This is a genomic window from Acidovorax sp. CCYZU-2555 (assembly GCF_018413525.1).
Classification (GTDB): Bacteria; Pseudomonadota; Gammaproteobacteria; order Burkholderiales; family Burkholderiaceae_C; genus Comamonas.
Genome location: NZ_JAHCDD010000071.1, coordinates 15,891 through 31,214, shown reverse-complemented (window position 1 = coordinate 31,214; position 15,324 = coordinate 15,891). Strand labels below are relative to the sequence as shown.

Annotated in this window: 13 protein-coding genes; 8 read left to right on the top strand and 5 right to left on the bottom strand. The window is 66.3% G+C overall.

All coding sequences use genetic code 11. From position 1 onward, the window contains the following. From KHY18_RS21205 to KHY18_RS21195, 3 genes are all read right to left on the bottom strand, one after another. Window positions 1–3,504 (bottom strand): ATP-binding protein (locus tag KHY18_RS21205; RefSeq protein WP_213304535.1); only part of this gene is annotated, 3,504 nt, incomplete at its 3' end. After that, the gene (locus KHY18_RS21200; protein ID WP_249729276.1) at window positions 3,501–3,884 is read right to left on the bottom strand and encodes a response regulator; all 384 of its coding nucleotides are present in this window, start codon (window positions 3,882–3,884) and stop codon (window positions 3,501–3,503) included. The genes KHY18_RS21200 and KHY18_RS21205, both read right to left, overlap by 4 nt. A gap of 94 nt (window positions 3,885–3,978) precedes the next feature. Next, the gene (locus KHY18_RS21195; RefSeq protein WP_213304529.1) at window positions 3,979–4,644 is read right to left on the bottom strand and encodes a response regulator transcription factor; all 666 of its coding nucleotides are present in this window, start codon (window positions 4,642–4,644) and stop codon (window positions 3,979–3,981) included. Between the two features lie 246 nt (window positions 4,645–4,890). On the opposite strand from KHY18_RS21195, the gene KHY18_RS21190 reads away from it, so the two are divergent. From KHY18_RS21190 to KHY18_RS21165, 6 genes are all read left to right on the top strand, one after another. After that, complete coding sequence (locus KHY18_RS21190; protein WP_213304526.1) at window positions 4,891–5,178, top strand: XapX domain-containing protein; 288 nt, start codon at window positions 4,891–4,893, stop codon at window positions 5,176–5,178. After that, a complete protein-coding gene (locus KHY18_RS21185; protein WP_213304523.1) occupies window positions 5,171–7,057 on the top strand; it encodes an amidohydrolase in 1,887 nt (628 codons plus the stop codon). The genes KHY18_RS21190 and KHY18_RS21185 overlap by 8 nt, the downstream gene beginning before the upstream one ends. 1 nt (window position 7,058) lies before the next feature. Next, window positions 7,059–8,663: an MFS transporter gene (locus tag KHY18_RS21180; protein WP_213304520.1), complete on the top strand. Its 1,605-nt coding sequence runs from the start codon at window positions 7,059–7,061 to the stop codon at window positions 8,661–8,663. A 93-nt stretch (window positions 8,664–8,756) separates the two neighbouring features. After that, window positions 8,757–9,458, top strand: coding sequence for a hydrolase (locus KHY18_RS21175; protein ID WP_213304517.1), 702 nt, complete (start codon window positions 8,757–8,759; stop codon window positions 9,456–9,458). A 63-nt stretch (window positions 9,459–9,521) separates the two neighbouring features. After that, the gene (locus tag KHY18_RS21170; protein WP_213304514.1) at window positions 9,522–9,878 is read left to right on the top strand and encodes a DUF1622 domain-containing protein; all 357 of its coding nucleotides are present in this window, start codon (window positions 9,522–9,524) and stop codon (window positions 9,876–9,878) included. 50 nt (window positions 9,879–9,928) lie between these two features. Continuing rightward, window positions 9,929–10,165: a DUF2789 domain-containing protein gene (locus KHY18_RS21165; protein ID WP_213304512.1), complete on the top strand. Its 237-nt coding sequence runs from the start codon at window positions 9,929–9,931 to the stop codon at window positions 10,163–10,165. A 10-nt stretch (window positions 10,166–10,175) separates the two neighbouring features. Here KHY18_RS21165 and KHY18_RS21160 read toward each other — a convergent pair whose 3' ends face one another. Next, window positions 10,176–10,940: an SDR family oxidoreductase gene (locus tag KHY18_RS21160; protein WP_213304509.1), complete on the bottom strand. Its 765-nt coding sequence runs from the start codon at window positions 10,938–10,940 to the stop codon at window positions 10,176–10,178. A 123-nt stretch (window positions 10,941–11,063) separates the two neighbouring features. Between KHY18_RS21160 and KHY18_RS21155 the strand changes: the two genes are divergently transcribed. Continuing rightward, window positions 11,064–11,627, top strand: coding sequence for a peroxiredoxin (locus tag KHY18_RS21155; RefSeq protein WP_213304507.1), 564 nt, complete (start codon window positions 11,064–11,066; stop codon window positions 11,625–11,627). Window positions 11,628–11,857: 230 nt separating this feature from the next. Next, entirely contained in the window at window positions 11,858–13,069 is a 1,212-nt protein-coding gene (locus KHY18_RS21150; RefSeq protein ID WP_349630324.1) for an HD-GYP domain-containing protein, read from the top strand. A 96-nt stretch (window positions 13,070–13,165) separates the two neighbouring features. Here KHY18_RS21150 and KHY18_RS21145 read toward each other — a convergent pair whose 3' ends face one another. Next, window positions 13,166–15,322 carry an outer membrane protein assembly factor BamB family protein gene (locus tag KHY18_RS21145; protein WP_213304503.1) on the bottom strand — a complete coding sequence of 719 codons (2,157 nt, stop codon included), beginning with the start codon at window positions 15,320–15,322 and terminating at the stop codon, window positions 13,166–13,168. Between the last annotated feature and the right edge of the window lie 2 nt (window positions 15,323–15,324).

Sequence of the window (15,324 nt, the reverse complement as noted above, 5' to 3'; positions counted from 1 at the left end):
GGCGCGGTGCGCGGCGGCGGCATCGGGCGCGGCGCCCGCGCAGGCCGCCGCCTGCGCCAGGCCGCTGAAGAAATGGAATTCAGCGAATTCAAGGTGGCCTTTGGAGGTCCATAGCAAAGGCTCGGCGCGCGCCAGCGCCTGCAGTGCGTCGGCGTTGCGGCCGGCCAGATAGCGTGCCTGGGCCTTGCGAATCCAGTACCAGCAGGCGGCGATGTCCAGGCTGCGATTGGTTTCCAGATGGCGTTCGAACGCGGCTTCATTGAAGCCCGAATCATCGAAGTGACCGAATCGGTCGGTACGGCCTTGCAGCGTCGCGATCAGGCGCGACTGCGCGCGCATGATGTCGACGATCAGCCCGAAGCGCGCGGCGATCATCAGCTCCAGGCGCTGCGCGGCCTCGGCTTCGACCAGGTCCAGCGCCGTGCCGGAAAACAGCATGCTGGTGACCAGCGTGCAGGAGGTGAAACCGGAATAGGTGATGTCGCCGGTTTCGCGCGTGATGTCGAAGGCCGTGCGCAGCAGCGGCAAGGTGGCGCCCATGTCCTGCGTCCAGGGCGTCACGTGATAGGCGAAGCACATGTAGACCCGCGCGCGGTAGCGCACATGCTCGCCGCGCTCCACGAGTTCGAAGCCCAGCTTGCCCAGATCGAAAGCGCTGGGGTAGTCGTGAAAGCAGGGCCCGACCACCATGCCCAGGTAGGCATAGGCCAGCGGCGAGGCATTGGTATTGCCGTGATCGATGCTCAGGTTGGCCATGCGGCACAGCACCAGGCAGACCAGGTTTTCGTCGCTGAAGAAGGCCGGCGGCAGCACCGCGGCCAGCACTTCCATCATGGCCAGGCGCAGCGGGTCCGTCATGGCGGGCAGATCGGCCAGTGACGCAATGGAGCGGCCCGCCAGGCGTGACTGCAGCGCCTGGTACTCGTGCTCGACTTCGGCGCGGCTGGGATGCGCGGGCCAGGGCGCATCGACTTCACCCAAAAAGGCCAGGCAGGTGGCGATGGCCCGCGCGCTGTCGTCGAGCGCCAGGCATACCGTGATCTGCAAGGCGGCGAGGCTGGCTTGATCGACCAGGCCCAGGGCCTGGCCGGCGAGCAGGCCGAGTCGGCGATCGGCCGCGGCCGGATCGCCGGCGTGAAACTCGCATTCGGCATGGGTGCGCGACAGATCGAAGCACAGCCGGTAATCGCGTTGCCAGCCATCGGCGGGCAGCATCTGCTGGGCGCGTTCGAGGTATTGGCGCGCGGCCAGATAGGCGGTGTCGGTCATCGCCTGGCGCGCGGCGCGCAGGTACAGGCCGGCCAGCTCCAGGCGCTCGGCCTGCGCATCGATCAGGCCGTCGCCGCGCAGATACTGGTTCACCATGTCGAACAGCACAGACTCGCGGCCCGCGCCCGGCAAGGATTCGTTGGCCTGCAGGCGGCGCGCGATGCCCAGGTGGGTCGCGGCGCGCTGGTCTGCGGGCAGGCCGGCATAGGCGGCCTCCTGGATCTTGTCGTGCAGGAACCTGAAGCTGCCGGCGTGCTGGGCCACCAGGCCCATCTCTTCGGCCGGCGTCAGCAGCGCGCACAGCGCCTGCTCGGTCTGGGCGGTGACGGCCATGACCGTGCGCGTGGACGCGCGCGCGCCCAGGCAGGCCAGCAGCTGCAACAGATGGTGGGTTTGCGGCGGCAGGCGCTGGATCTTGCGCGCCACCAGTTCCGCCACGTTCTGGCTGTATTCAAGCGCCGTGATGGCCGCGCTGTCCCAGCGCCATTGCTTGTCGCGCTGGTCGAAATGCAGCAGGCCCTGCTCGGCGATTTCGCCCAGCAGCTGCTTGCTGAACAGCGGGTTGCCCTGGGTCTTCTCCCACACCAGGCTGGCCAGTCCGGCGCCATGGCCCGAGGCGTCGTGCAGGCTCAGGCACACCAGCTTTTTCAGGTCTTCAAGCGTCAGCGGCTGCAGCTCGACCTCGGTCAGCGGCAGCCGCGTCTGGCGCAGCTGCTGCAGCCGGGCGTGCAGCGGATGGGCGGCGTCGACTTCGTTGGAGCGGTAGGCGCCGATCAGCAGAACATGGCGCAGATCGGGGTGGGCCAGCAAGGCCGTGAGCAGGTCCAGCGACGCGTTGTCCATCCAGTGGATGTCGTCGAGAAACAGCACCAGCGGGTTCTTCTCGCCGCAGAACGCCGACAGAAAGCGCTGCATCGTGCGCTGGAAGCGCAGGCTGCTTTCGGTGGCCGTGACGTCCTTGAGCGCGGGCTGCGCGCCTATGACATGGGTGAGTTCGGGAACGAGATTGACGATGGCCTGGCCGCAGCCGTCCAGGGCCTGCAGCAGGCGCTGCTTCCATTCGGCCAGCGCCGCGCCGTCGAGCGCCAGCAGCTCCGTCACCAGCTGGCGCAAGGCCTGGGCGAAGGCCGAATAGGGGATGTTGCCCTTGTGCTGTTCGGACTTGCCGCCGGCAAACACCGCCTTGTGCGCCGACAGCTGGCAGCGCAATTCGCTCACCAGCGCGCTTTTGCCCACGCCGGAATAGCCCGCGACCAGCAGCAGCGCGCTGCGGCCGCTGGTCGCCACGCTCTGGAACTGCTCCACCCATTGCGCCAGGATGCGCTCACGGCCGAAAAGCTGCTCGGAAATGATGAGCCGCGCCGGCAGGTCGTCCAGCCCCAGCGCGAACGGCGCGATGCTGGCGCTGCGCGCGAATTCGGTCGCGCAGCGACGCAGGTCGGCTTCGAGTCCGGCCGCCGTCTGATAGCGCTCCTCGGCGGGCTTGGCGAGCAAGCGAAGAATGATGCGCGAGAGCGCCTCGGGCACGCCCGGCGTGCGCACCGCGGGCGCGACCGGCGTCCAGGCGATATGGCAATGCGCCCATTCGAAGGCATCGGCGGCGTCGAAAGGCAGTTCGGCGCAGGCCATCTGATAGAGGATCACGCCCATCGCATAAAGATCGGTGCGCGTGTCGATGCGGCGGTGGATGCGCCCGGTCTGCTCGGGTGCCATGTAGGGCAGGGCGTCGGGCGATACCAATGGCTGGGCGCTGGCGCGCTGGCCGCGGGTCTCGTGCGCGGCGCGGCTGAATCCGGTCAGAAAGACGCGGCCTGCGTCGTCGATCAGCAGGTTGTCGGGCCGCAGCTCCTGGTGCACGATGCGGCGCTCGTGCAGCAGCCCCAGGGCCTGCACCGCGGCGATGGCCACGCTGAGCAAACGCGGCAGCGGCAGGGGTTGTCCCGGCGGCAGCCGCAGCGGCAGTCCGCCGGGGTCGGTGTGCCGCAGCGCGGGCCGGCCTTCGAATTGCACCAACTCCACGGGCGCGGCGGCGAAACCGGGTTCCAGATATTCGCGCAGCGCAAATGCCTGCTGCATGCGCTGCACGGCCGCAGACGGCGGCTCGTCCAGCGCGGCGGCGGACAGCAGGCTGGAGCCGTGTCCCTGCGCCCGATGAATGCGGTACAGGTTGCCATCGGTATGGCGGCCCAGCCATTGCGCGGGCGCAGGCGCGGGAATCAATGCCGGCGCAGTCATTGCGCGGGGCGCGGGCGGCCGTGGCATTCAGGGTCCAATGCGTCGAGCACGACTTCCATCAGCGAGAAGTCGGCGAAAGGCTTGTCGACAAAGGCGAAGGCGCCCGCGGCTGCGGCGCGCTGGCGGGTTTCGAGATCGTTGTGCGCGGAAATCATGATGACCGGGGCTTCGCAGCCCTGCTGCCGGATGGCGCGCAGCGTTTCCAGGCCGGTCATGCCGCGCATGCGCTGGTCCATGATCAGGCAGGAAAAAAGGGGGAGCAGGCCGCTGCCCAGCAAGTCGGGCCCGGACGCGAATGTCCGGCTTGCAATGCCGATGGAGCGCAGCCAATTGGCCAGTGCCAGACGCACGGACTCAGCATCATCGACTATGCCAATCATCGCCTGGCCAGCATGCTCCCTCGTCCGCGCGGCTTCTGTCATCGGAACAGCATACAGCGAGGGGCCGGATGGGAGCTTGCACTTTGGTATAGGTTCAGGCCGCAGCCGCGGGACGCAGGATGACTGCCAGGCGTTCGGCCATGCGCACCAGGTCGGGCAGCGATGCGGCCTGCATCTTGGTCATCACCTGGCGGCGGTGCACCTTGATCGTGATTTCGCTGGTGCCCAGCTGCGCCGCAATCTGCTTGTTGAGCAGGCCCGACACCACCAGGCCCATCACCTGGCGCTCGCGCGGTGTGAGCCGCTGGTGCAGCGTGAGCAGCGCATCGCTTTCGCGCTGCAAGTCCATGGCCGCACAGTCGGCGTGCAGCGCGCTCTGGATGGCATCGAGCAGTTCGTGGTCGGTGAACGGCTTGGTCAGGAAGGCGGTGGCGCCGGCCTTCATGGCGCGCACGGTCATGGGAATGGTGCCGTAGCCGGTCAGGAAGATCACCGGCAGCGCGCGGCGGCGCTGGCAGATTGCGGTCTGCACATCGAAGCCCGTGGCGTTCAGTAAATGCATGTCGAGCACGATGCAGGCCGGGCCGGCGGGCTCGGCCGTGCGCAGAAATTCCTCCGCTGTGGCAAACGCTTCGCAGCCCAGCGACACCGAGCGCAGCAGGCTGGAAAGCGCCGACCGCACGGAAGACTCGTCGTCCACGATATAGACCGTCGCATCGGCGGCGAAGACCGTCGGGGAGGCGGGGAGGGGGTGACGCATTTTGTTGATATTTTGGCGAGGCAAGTGGGTTCCAAGGCGCGAGTGTCTCCGGTCTGAAAAAACCGCGGTTTTTGTATTTTTCTTGGCGCCACCGGCCTGGCCATTGCGGATGGCGATGGCTCACATCGCGGCTGTGCACAGCCTCTACCTCCGAAGAGAAATAGCCAGCCGGGCGAACGCGCACCATCATTCGGCCAGTCTCGCGCACCGATGCGTGCCCCTCCACTCACCAGCGCAAAAAGCACCATGAAACCCTATTTGCTGTCAGCCGCCGCGGGCCTGCTCGTCGGCGTGATCTACGCGCTCATCAACGTGCGTTCGCCGGCGCCACCGGTCATCGCCCTCGTCGGCTTGTTGGGCATTCTGGTCGGCGAGCAGCTGCCGCCGCTGGTGCGCCATCTCTGGGAGCGCAATGACGCGCAGCGCGTGTCCTGGGTACAGCACCAGGTCAAGCCCCACATGTTCGGTGAACTGCCCAAATGCAAGCAGCCCGAAGCCACCCAACCCTCTTCGCAAGGCCGCACCGATGTCTGAACGCACCACTCCCGAATTGATCCTGCACCGCGGGCTGTTCACCACGCTCGACAAGTCCAAGCCCAGCGCCAGCGCCGTGGCCATTCAGAACGGCAAGTTCGTGAAAGTCGGCAACGACAGCGAAGTGATGGCGCTGGCCGCGCACGACACGCGCATCATCGATCTGCGCGGTCGGCGCGTGCTGCCCGGCCTGATCGACAACCACCTGCACATCATTCGCGGCGGCCTGAACTACAACCTCGAACTGCGCTGGGACGGCGTGCGTTCGCTGGCCGATGCGATGAACATGCTCAAGGCGCAGGTGGCGATCACGCCCGCGCCGCAGTGGGTGCGCGTGATCGGCGGCTTCACCGAGCACCAGTTCGCCGAGAAGCGCCTGCCGACAATAGAGGAACTCAACGCGATCGCGCCCGACACGCCGGTCTTCCTGCTGCATCTGTACGATCGCGCGCTGCTCAACGGCGCGGCCCTGCGTGCCGTGGGCTACACCAAGGACACGCCCCAGCCGCCGGGCGGCGAAATACTGCGCGATGCCGCGGGCAATCCCACGGGCCTGCTGCTGGCCAAGCCCAATGCGGGCGTGCTGTATTCGACGCTGGCCAAGGGCCCCAAGCTGCCCTACGAGTACCAGCTCAATTCGACGCGGCATTTCATGCGCGAACTCAATCGCCTGGGCGTGACCGGCGCGATCGACGCGGGCGGCGGCTTTCAGAACTACCCCGACGACTACCGCATCATCCAGGAGCTGTCCGACAAGGACCAGCTCACCGTGCGCCTGGCCTACAACCTGTTCACGCAAAAGCCCAAGGAGGAGAAGGAAGACTTCCTGGCCTGGACTTCGAGCGTCAAGTACAAGCAGGGCAACGACTACTTCCGCCACAACGGCGCGGGCGAAATGCTGGTCTTCTCGGCCGCCGACTTCGAGGATTTCCGCCAGCCGCGGCCCGATATGGCGCCCGAAATGGAAGACGACCTTGAGGAAGTCGTGCGCGTGCTCGCCGAGAACCGCTGGCCCTGGCGCATGCATGCGACCTACGACGAAACCATCAGCCGTTCGCTCGACGTGTTCGAGAAGGTCAACCAAGAGATTCCGCTCGAAGGCCTCAACTGGTTCTTCGATCACTGCGAGACCATTTCCGAACAGTCGATAGACCGCATCGCGGCGCTGGGCGGCGGCATCGCGGTGCAGCACCGCATGGCCTACCAGGGCGAGTATTTCGTCGAGCGCTACGGCCATGGCGCGGCCGCGGCCACGCCGCCCGTGGCGCGCATGCTGGAGAAGGGCGTGAACGTCTCGGCCGGCACCGATGCGACGCGCGTGGCTTCGTACAACCCCTGGGTCGGGCTGTCGTGGCTGATCACCGGCAAGACCGTGGGCGGCATGCAGCTCACGCCGCAGCGCAACTGCCTGGACCGTGAAACGGCGCTGCGCATGTACACCGAGAAAGTCACCTGGTTCTCCAACGAGATCGGCAAGAAAGGCCAGATCGTCGAAGGCCAGTTCGCCGATCTGCTGGTGCCTGACCGCGATTTCTTTGCCTGTGCCGAATCCGACATCGCCGACACCAGCGCCTTGCTGACCGTGGTCGGTGGCAAGGTGGTCTGGGGCGCGGGCGAGTTCAGCCGTTTCGACGACAGCCAGCTGCCGCTGGCCATGCCCGACTGGTCGCCGGTGCGCCGCTTCGGCGGCTACGGCGCCTGGGGCGATCAGCAGGACGCGCCCTTGCAGAACGCTTCGCGCATGGCCGCGGCCTGCGCCTGTGCCAATGACTGCAATGTGCACGGCCACCAGCATGCGACGGCCTGGAGCAGCAAGCTGCCCATCGCCGATCTGAAGGGCTTCTGGGGCGCGCTGGGCTGTGCCTGCTGGGCGGTCTGACATGGCGACGCAACACTCCGCCTCGGGCAGCTTCGCGCCCTTGCGGCATTCCATGTTCGCGCTGCTGTGGGTCGCGGCGATTCTCGGCAACGTCGGCAGCTTCATGCGCGACGTCGCGAGTTCCTGGATGGTCACCGAACTGTCGGCCAGCCCCACGGCCGTGGCGCTGATACAGACCGCGGCCGCGCTGCCGGTCTTTCTGCTGGCCATTCCGGCCGGCGTGCTTTCCGACATCCTCGACCGGCGGCGCTTTCTGATCGCCGTGCAGGTGCTGCTGGCCGCCGTGAGCGGCACGCTGCTGGTGCTGGCCAAAACCAATGCGCTGACCGTCGAATATCTGGTGGCGCTGACCTTTGTCGGCGGCATAGGCGCGGCGCTGATGGGCCCGACCTGGCAGGCCATCGTGCCCGAACTCGTGCCGCGCGAAGACCTGAAGAACGCCGTGGCGCTGAACTCGCTGGGCATCAACATCTCGCGCGCCATCGGTCCGGCGCTGGGCGGTCTGCTCGTGGCCAGCTTCGGCGCATCGATGGCTTATGGCGCCGATGTGACCAGCTATTTCGTGGTCATCGTCGCGCTGCTGCTGTGGAAGCGACCGCCGGCCACCAACACCGGGCTCAACGAGCATTTCTTCGGCGCGTTCCGCGCGGGCCTGCGCTACGCGCGCTCGAGTTCCGAGCTGCATGTGGTGCTGCTGCGCGCGGCGGTGTTCTTTGTGTTCGCGAGTTCGGTCTGGGCGCTGCTGCCGCTGCTCACGCGCGGCATGCTGGGCGGCACGGCGGGCTTCTACGGCGTGATGCTGGGCGCGGTCGGCGCGGGCGCCATCCTGGGCGCGCTGCTGCTGCCCAAGCTGCGCCAGCGGCTCAGCGCCGACGGCCTGGTGCTGCTGTCGTCGGTGCTCAGCGCGGGCGTGATGGCGGCGCTGTCCACGGCGCCCGCGCAATGGATGGCCGTGCTGCTGATGCTGATCCTGGGCTGCGGCTGGATCATCGCCCTGACCACCTTCAACGGCGTGGCCCAGGCCGTGCTGCCGAACTGGGTGCGCGGTCGCGGTCTGGCCATCTATCTGATGGTGTTCAACGGCGCGATGGCCGCAGGCAGCCTGGGCTGGGGCCTGTTTGCCCAGCAAGTGGGCATTCCGCTGGCGCTGCTGGTCGGCGGCGTGGGCCTGGTTGTGGCGTCGCTGCTGCTGCACCGCGTCAAGCTGCCCACGGGCGAAGCCGATCTGCAGTCTTCCAACCATTGGCCCGAGCCGCTGCTGACCGCGCCGGTCGCGCATGACCGCGGCCCGGTGCTGATACAGATCGAGTACCGCGTGCTGCGCCAGGACATCCCCGCGTTCCTCGACGCGATGCAGCATGTCGAGCGCGAACGCCGGCGCGACGGCGCCTATGCCTGGGGCGTGGCCGAACACACGGGCCAGGCCGAGCGCGTCATCGAGTGGTTCCTCGTCGAATCATGGGCCGAGCACCTGCGCCAGCACCAGCGCGTCTCCAAGGCCGATGCCGACATGCAGGCCGAGGCCTTGCGCTTTCACCAGGGGCCCGAACGCCCGCAAGTCCATCACTTCCTGGCGCTGAGCCGGGGGAATGCGGGCCAGGCCTGAACAGAAATCCATTGTCCCGAATCGCTGCGTTCGGGACGCATGGCATGTCGGAGGGCTTGCCCTCCATTCCTCAAAACCATTTTTCAAAATCCTATGTCCGCTCAATCCAAACTCGAAGTGCTGACCCCGCACAACAGCCAGCTGATCATCATCGACCACCAGCCGCAAATGGCGTTCGGCGTGCAGTCGATGGACCGCCAGGCGCTGAAGAACAACGTGGTCGGCCTGGCCAAGGCTGCCAAGGTGTTCAATGTGCCGACCACCATCACCACCGTGGAAAGCACGGCGTTCTCGGGCTATACCTACCCCGAGCTGCTCGATGTGTTCCCCGAGCACAAGATTCTCGAACGCTCGTCGATGAACTCCTGGGACGACCAGAAGGTGCGCGACAGCCTCGCCGCCAACCAGCGCAAGAAGGTGATCGTCGCCGGCCTGTGGACCGAAGTGTGCAACACCACGTTCGCGCTGTGTGCCATGCTCGAAGGCGACTACGAGATCTACATGGTGGCCGATGCTTCTGGCGGCACGACCAAGGAAGCCCATGACTACGCGATGCAGCGCATGGTCCAGGCCGGCGTGGTGCCCGTGACCTGGCAGCAGGTGCTGCTGGAATGGCAGCGCGACTGGAAGAACCGCGAGACCTATGACGCGGTGATGGCCATCGCCAAGGAGCACTCGGGTGCCTACGGCATGGGCGTGGACTATGCCTACACCATGGTGCACAAGGTCGCCCAGCGCACGTCGTCGACGCACGAAGTGCTGGAACCCGTGCACGCGCCCGTGATCGAGCGCTGATCACCCGGCCTTTCGGGCCTCGCCGACGCATGCCGGCGGGGCCCGGTCGCCAGCTGACACTCCATGTTTGAACATTCCGAAGACCTGCTGCGGCTGGGCGTCGAATGGCTGCGGCTGTTCGTCGAGGCCCTGGGCGCGATCACCATCTTTGTCGGGCTGCTGGCGACGCTGCGCGTGCTGTGGCGCGACAAGCGCTACAGCCAGGCGCGCGTGACTTTCGCGCGCTATCTGACGTTTGCGCTGGAGCTGCAGCTCGCGGCCGACGTGCTGTCGACTTCGGTCTCGCCGAGCTGGGACCAGATCGGCAAGCTCGCGGCGATCGCCGTGATACGCACCGCCTTGAACTATTTCCTGCACCAGGAAATGAAGGAAGAAGAGCGCGCCCAGCAAGCGCCCTCAGGCGCGTTGCCCGCGCGCTGACAATCCCGCGCAGCGCTGCCTGCGCGCCCCCCATTTTTCACCGCCACACCATGGAACAGACTTCCCACCCGTTTTCGCAATTGTTTCTGCAGCTGGGTCTGCCAGCCGACGCGCAGTCGATCTGCGGCTTCATCGAGAAGCACCGCCCGCTGCCCGCGGGCGTAGACCTGTCGCAGGCGCCGTTCTGGACGCCGGCGCAAGCCGGCTTTCTGTGCGAAAGCCTGGGCGCCGACGCCGAGTGGTCGGAAGTCGCGGATCAGCTGAGCCTGGCGTTGCGCGTGGCGTAAGCGTCGCGCTTCAGCCCCGGCCGACGAACGGCATCTTGGTCGCCATGACGGTGTGGAACAGCACGTTGGCTTCGAGCGGCAGGCTGGCCATGTAGAGCACCGACTGGCCGACCACGGCCGCATCGATCATGGGCTCGACCGCTATTTCGCCGTTGGCCTGGGGCACGCCCTTGGACATGCGCGAGGCCAGGTCGGTCATCGCATTGCCGATGTCGATCTGGCCCACGGCGATGTTGTATTGGCGGCCGTCGAGCGCCGCGGTCTTGGTCAGGCCCATCACCGCGTGCTTGGTCGCGGTGTAGGCGATCGAGTTGGGGCGCGGCGCATGCGCCGAGATCGAGCCGTTGTTGATGATGCGGCCGCCTTGCGGGCTTTGATCGCGCATCACCTTGAACGCCTGCTGCAGGCAATAGAACATGCCGTTGAGGTTCACGTCGACGACCTCGCGCCACTGCTGCGGCGTCCAGTCGATGAACGAACCCGGCGGGTTGCCGCGGCCCGCGTTGTTGAACAGCAGATCGACGCGGCCGAACGTGGCGACGGCGCTGGCGAACAGCGCGGCGACGGCTTCGGGGTCGCTCACATCGGTGGGCACGCAATGCACGCGATCGCCCTTGCCGTGCAGTGTCTGCGCTTCTGTCTTGACCTGCTCTAGCAGCTCGGCGCGCCGTCCGGCCAGCACCACATGGAAGCCGGCCTCCAGCAAGGCCTGGGCCACGGCCTTGCCTACTCCCGATCCTGCACCCGTGATGACCGCTACTTTCTTGTCTGTCATTTCCTCAATCTCCTGCGTGATGTCGAGCCCCATTGTGAGTTCATTGTGACCTGGCAGGGGCTATGTCGTCGTCAAAGCAAAAGCCTGGACAATGGTCGCATCCACTATTGGAAGAAAGCTCCCATGCGCAATACCGGCTTTGGCATTTCCACCGCACTTTCCGCAGCCGCCGTGCTCGCGGCCCTGTTTTCCCCGGCCGCGCATGCGGTGCTCAAGGTCGGCGATGCCGCGCCCGCGTTCACGACCCAGGCGGCCGTCGCGGGCAAGCCGTTCACGTTCGACATGAAAGCGGCGCTCGCCAAGGGGCCGGTGGTGTTGTATTTCTTCCCCAAGGCCTTCACCCAGGGCTGCACCATGGAGGCCCATGCGTTCGCCGAAGCCTCGCCGCAGTTCAACGCCATGGGCGCGCAGGTCGTGGGCATGTCGCATGACGACATCGCCACCTTGCAGCGCTTTTCCACCGAAGCCTGCCGCGATCAGTTCGCCGTGGCGTCCGATCCCAAGGCCCAGACCATTCGCGCCTACGACGCATCGGCCGCCGCCAATCCCCAGCGCGCCGACCGCATCTCGTATGTGATAGGCCAGGACAGCAAGATCAAGTTCGCGCATGTGGGCTCGGACCCGACCGAGCATGTGGAACAGACCAAGGCGGCCGTGCAGCAATTGCAGCGCAACGTGAAGAAGTGAGGGCCGGCTTCGGGTACGGTCTTTCGTAATGAAGCACACTTCGATGTGACACGATGTAAACCGTACATCGGGGTCGAAAAGTCTTTATTACGTTGACCCCCATGCCCGGATTGCGCCTGTCAGAGCTGATTTCCGCCTTGAGCCATGCTCTTGATATTACCGAAGGACAACCCGAGGGACACTGCACCCGCTGCTGCTGGATAGGCATGCACGTGGGGCGGCGACTGGGCTTGTCGGATGATGAACTCTGGGGCCTGTACTACACGCTGCTGCTCAAGGATCTGGGCTGCAGCAGCAATGCCGCGCGCATCTGCGAGCTCTACCTGACCAACGATCTGGCGTTCAAGCACGACTTCAAGACCGTGGGCGACAGCCTGCCCCAGGTGCTCAATTTCGTGCTGTCGCACACCGGCCTGCGCGCGCCGCTGGCCGAACGCTTTCGCGCGGTGATGAACATTCTGCGCAACGGCAAGGAGCTGGCCGACGAGCTGATACAGACGCGCTGCCAGCGCGGCGCCGAGATCGCGCGCCTGCTGCGCTTTCCCGAAACGGTGGCCCAGGGCATTTACCACCTCGACGAACATTTCAACGGCAAGGGCCGGCCCGATGGACTGGCCGGCCAGTCCATTCCGCTGTACTCGCGCATCGCGCTGCTGTCGCAGGTGGCCGATGTGTTCCATACCGGCGGCGGGCCGCAGGCGGTGTTGTCAGAGTTGCAGCGCCGGCGCGGCCAATGGCTGGACCCGGAGTTGATCGATGCCTTCACCGCGGTCGCCGACGACGCGTTCTGGGCGCAACTGGCCGGCACGGATATCGACGCCGCGGTGCTGGCGCTGGAGCCCGGCTCCCATCTGGTGCCGCTCGACGAAGATTACCTCGACGACATCGCCACGGCGTTCGGCCAGGTGGTCGATTCCAAGAGCCCCTACACCAGCGGCCACAGCGCGCGTGTCGCGCTGTATGTCGATCTGATGGCCGAAACCATGGGTTTTGATGCCGACCGGCGCCGCTGGCTCAAGCGCGCGGCCTTGCTGCACGACATCGGCAAGCTGGGCGTGAGCAACAGCATTCTCGACAAGCCGGGCAAGCTCGATGGCGAGGAATGGGAAGTGGTGCGCACGCACGCGGTGTACACCGAAGCCATCCTGTCGCGCATCGATGCGTTCGGCGAGCTGGCGCGCATTGCGGGCGCCCACCATGAACGCCTCGACGGCACGGGCTATCCCCGGGGGCTGGCGGCGCAGGATATCGATCTCGAAACGCGCATCATCACCTGCGCCGACATCTTCGACGCGATCACCGCGGCGCGACCCTATCGCGGCGCCATTCCCATCGACAAGACGCTGGAAATCATGAGCGAGTCGGTGGGCACGGCGATAGACGCCGAGTGCTTCGCGGCGCTCAAAGCGACCATCCACCGCCTGCCGGCAATGACGTCATAAGCCGGGCCGCGCCCGGCGCGCTGCGCCAATGGAAAAAGCCTGCGACGGCATGCCTCGCAGGCTTTTTGATTGCCGGGGCGCTCGCGCCCCGAGGGCTCACTTGTCGGCGACGACGATCTTGCCCGTGGGCCTTGGGCTGTGGCAGTCGTTGTAGAAGTACTCGCCGGGCTGCGTGAACTTGTAGTTGGCCGACTGTCCCGGTGCCAGGCGGAAGTTGAACACGCCTTCGAAGAACTGCGTGGCGCAGTGCTCGTTGACGTTGCCTTCGGGGTTCTTGAACGTCACGGTGGTGTTCAGCGGAACCGTCATGAAGGTCGGTGTCATGGCGTTGACGGCCGTCGATTCCTGCGCCCCGGGCGCATTGGTCGCGGTCTGCACGCGGCCCAGATAGACGGTGTTGGGCGTGGGCAGGCTCGCACCGCTGACGGCCGTGCCGGACACCGGGCGGCGCACCAGCGGCGGAATGGGCGTGGCGGCGGGCGCGACCTTGCCGCCGACCTTGAACGCCCACAGGAAGTCGCCGCGCGGCGCATCGCTGTACGGGATGGACGAGCCGCCCGCGAAGACCGCGATGTATTGCTCGCCGTCGATCTCGTAGCTGACCGGGCTCGCATTGATCGACGCGCCGGTCTGGAAGCGCCAGACTTCGTTGCCGTTGTCGCCGTCCATGGCGATCAGATTGCCGTCGGGCTGACCGATGAACAGCAGGTTGCCCGCGGTCGACAGGATGCCGTTGCCATGGGCCAGCGAGTAGGGCATGGCTTTCTTCCAGCGCACGCGGTTGGTGCTCGGGTCGACCGCGACCACGCCGCCGGTCTGGTAGGTGCCCGGCGGGCGCAGGCCGTTGCTGGCCTCGGTAAGCGAGTGCGCCGCGCCCACATAGCCGAAGCCGGTGTAGACCAGTCCGGTCTTGGGGCTGAACGATTGATGGTTCCAGTTGGCGCCGCCGCCGTGGCCGGGCACCGACAGAATCGGGATGTCCCAGTGCGGGTCGAACAGGCAGCCTTTCTGGTAGTTGGGAATCGCGCGGTTCGGGTCGCCGGGAACGGCTGTGCCGAGCTGCTGGTCGACCACGCAGGTTTCGGTCCATGCGCCCTGGCGCGGAATCGGCTGCGTGGGCCAGGTGGCCTGGCGTGCGTCCTGCTTGACCGGCACTTCATCGATGCCCAGCGGCGCCGAGCCGTCCTTGCGGTCGAGGATGTAGTACATGCCGGTCTTGCTGCCGTAGATCACGATCTTGCGCAGCACGCCGTCGATCTTCACGTCGGCGAGCACGGGCGACATGACGTTGTCCATGTCCCAGATGTCGTGGTGTACCGACTGGAAGTGCCACTTGTACTCGCCCGTGGTCGTATCGAGCGCGACGATGGAGTTGGCGAACAGGTTCAGGCCCGGGCGCTTGGAGCCGTCCTGCGACGAGCCGCCGCGCACGTTGCCGAAAGTCCAGTAGACCAGCTTGAGTTCGGGATCGACGGCCGGGTGTATCCAGGGCGTCGCGCCCGTGCGGTCGGCCTCGGCCGCGCCGCCCCAGGTGTCGTGGCCCTTGGTGCCGGGCTTGGGCACGCCCCAGAACACGTTGAGCACATTGCCGTTGGTGGCGTCGGCGGTGAACGCCGCGCCGCGGTTGCCGTCGTTGGTGCCTATGTACAGCCGCTTGTCGTGGTAGACCAGCGCCACTTTCTGCACCGAGCCCAGGTAGTTGGCGTCGGCGGTGTCGTTCGGATATTCCTTGGTCCAGGCGACTTCGCCGGTGGCGATCTTCAGCGCCACCAGCCGGTTGCCCCTGGCGACGGTGTAGACCAGGCCCAGGTCCTTGGCCACGGCCACGCCGCGGCGGGTGATCGTGCCATGCGGCGTTTCCCATTTCCACTTGGTCACGCCGGTCTTGCCGTCGACCGCGATCACATTGCCCAGCGCGGTCTCGAGATAGACCACGCCGTCGACCACCACCGTGGTGCTCTGGTTGGTGCCCGTGGTCAGGCCGCCTTCGACGCGGTTGACCCAGGCGCCGCCGAGCTGGGCGACGTTATTCTTTTCCAGCGCGGCCAGGCCGCTGTAGTTCTGATTGCCGAGGTTTCCACCCACTTTGGCGAAATCCTTGCCGCCCGGTGTGCAGCAGTCGGTGAGGTCGGCAGCCGGTGGTGGCGTGACGGCCGGTTTGTCATCCCCATTGCCGCCGCAGCCTATGAGCACCACGGGCAGGCAGATGACGGCCGCTGCAATCGCAGAAAGCGTGTAAGAGCGAGATTTCACGG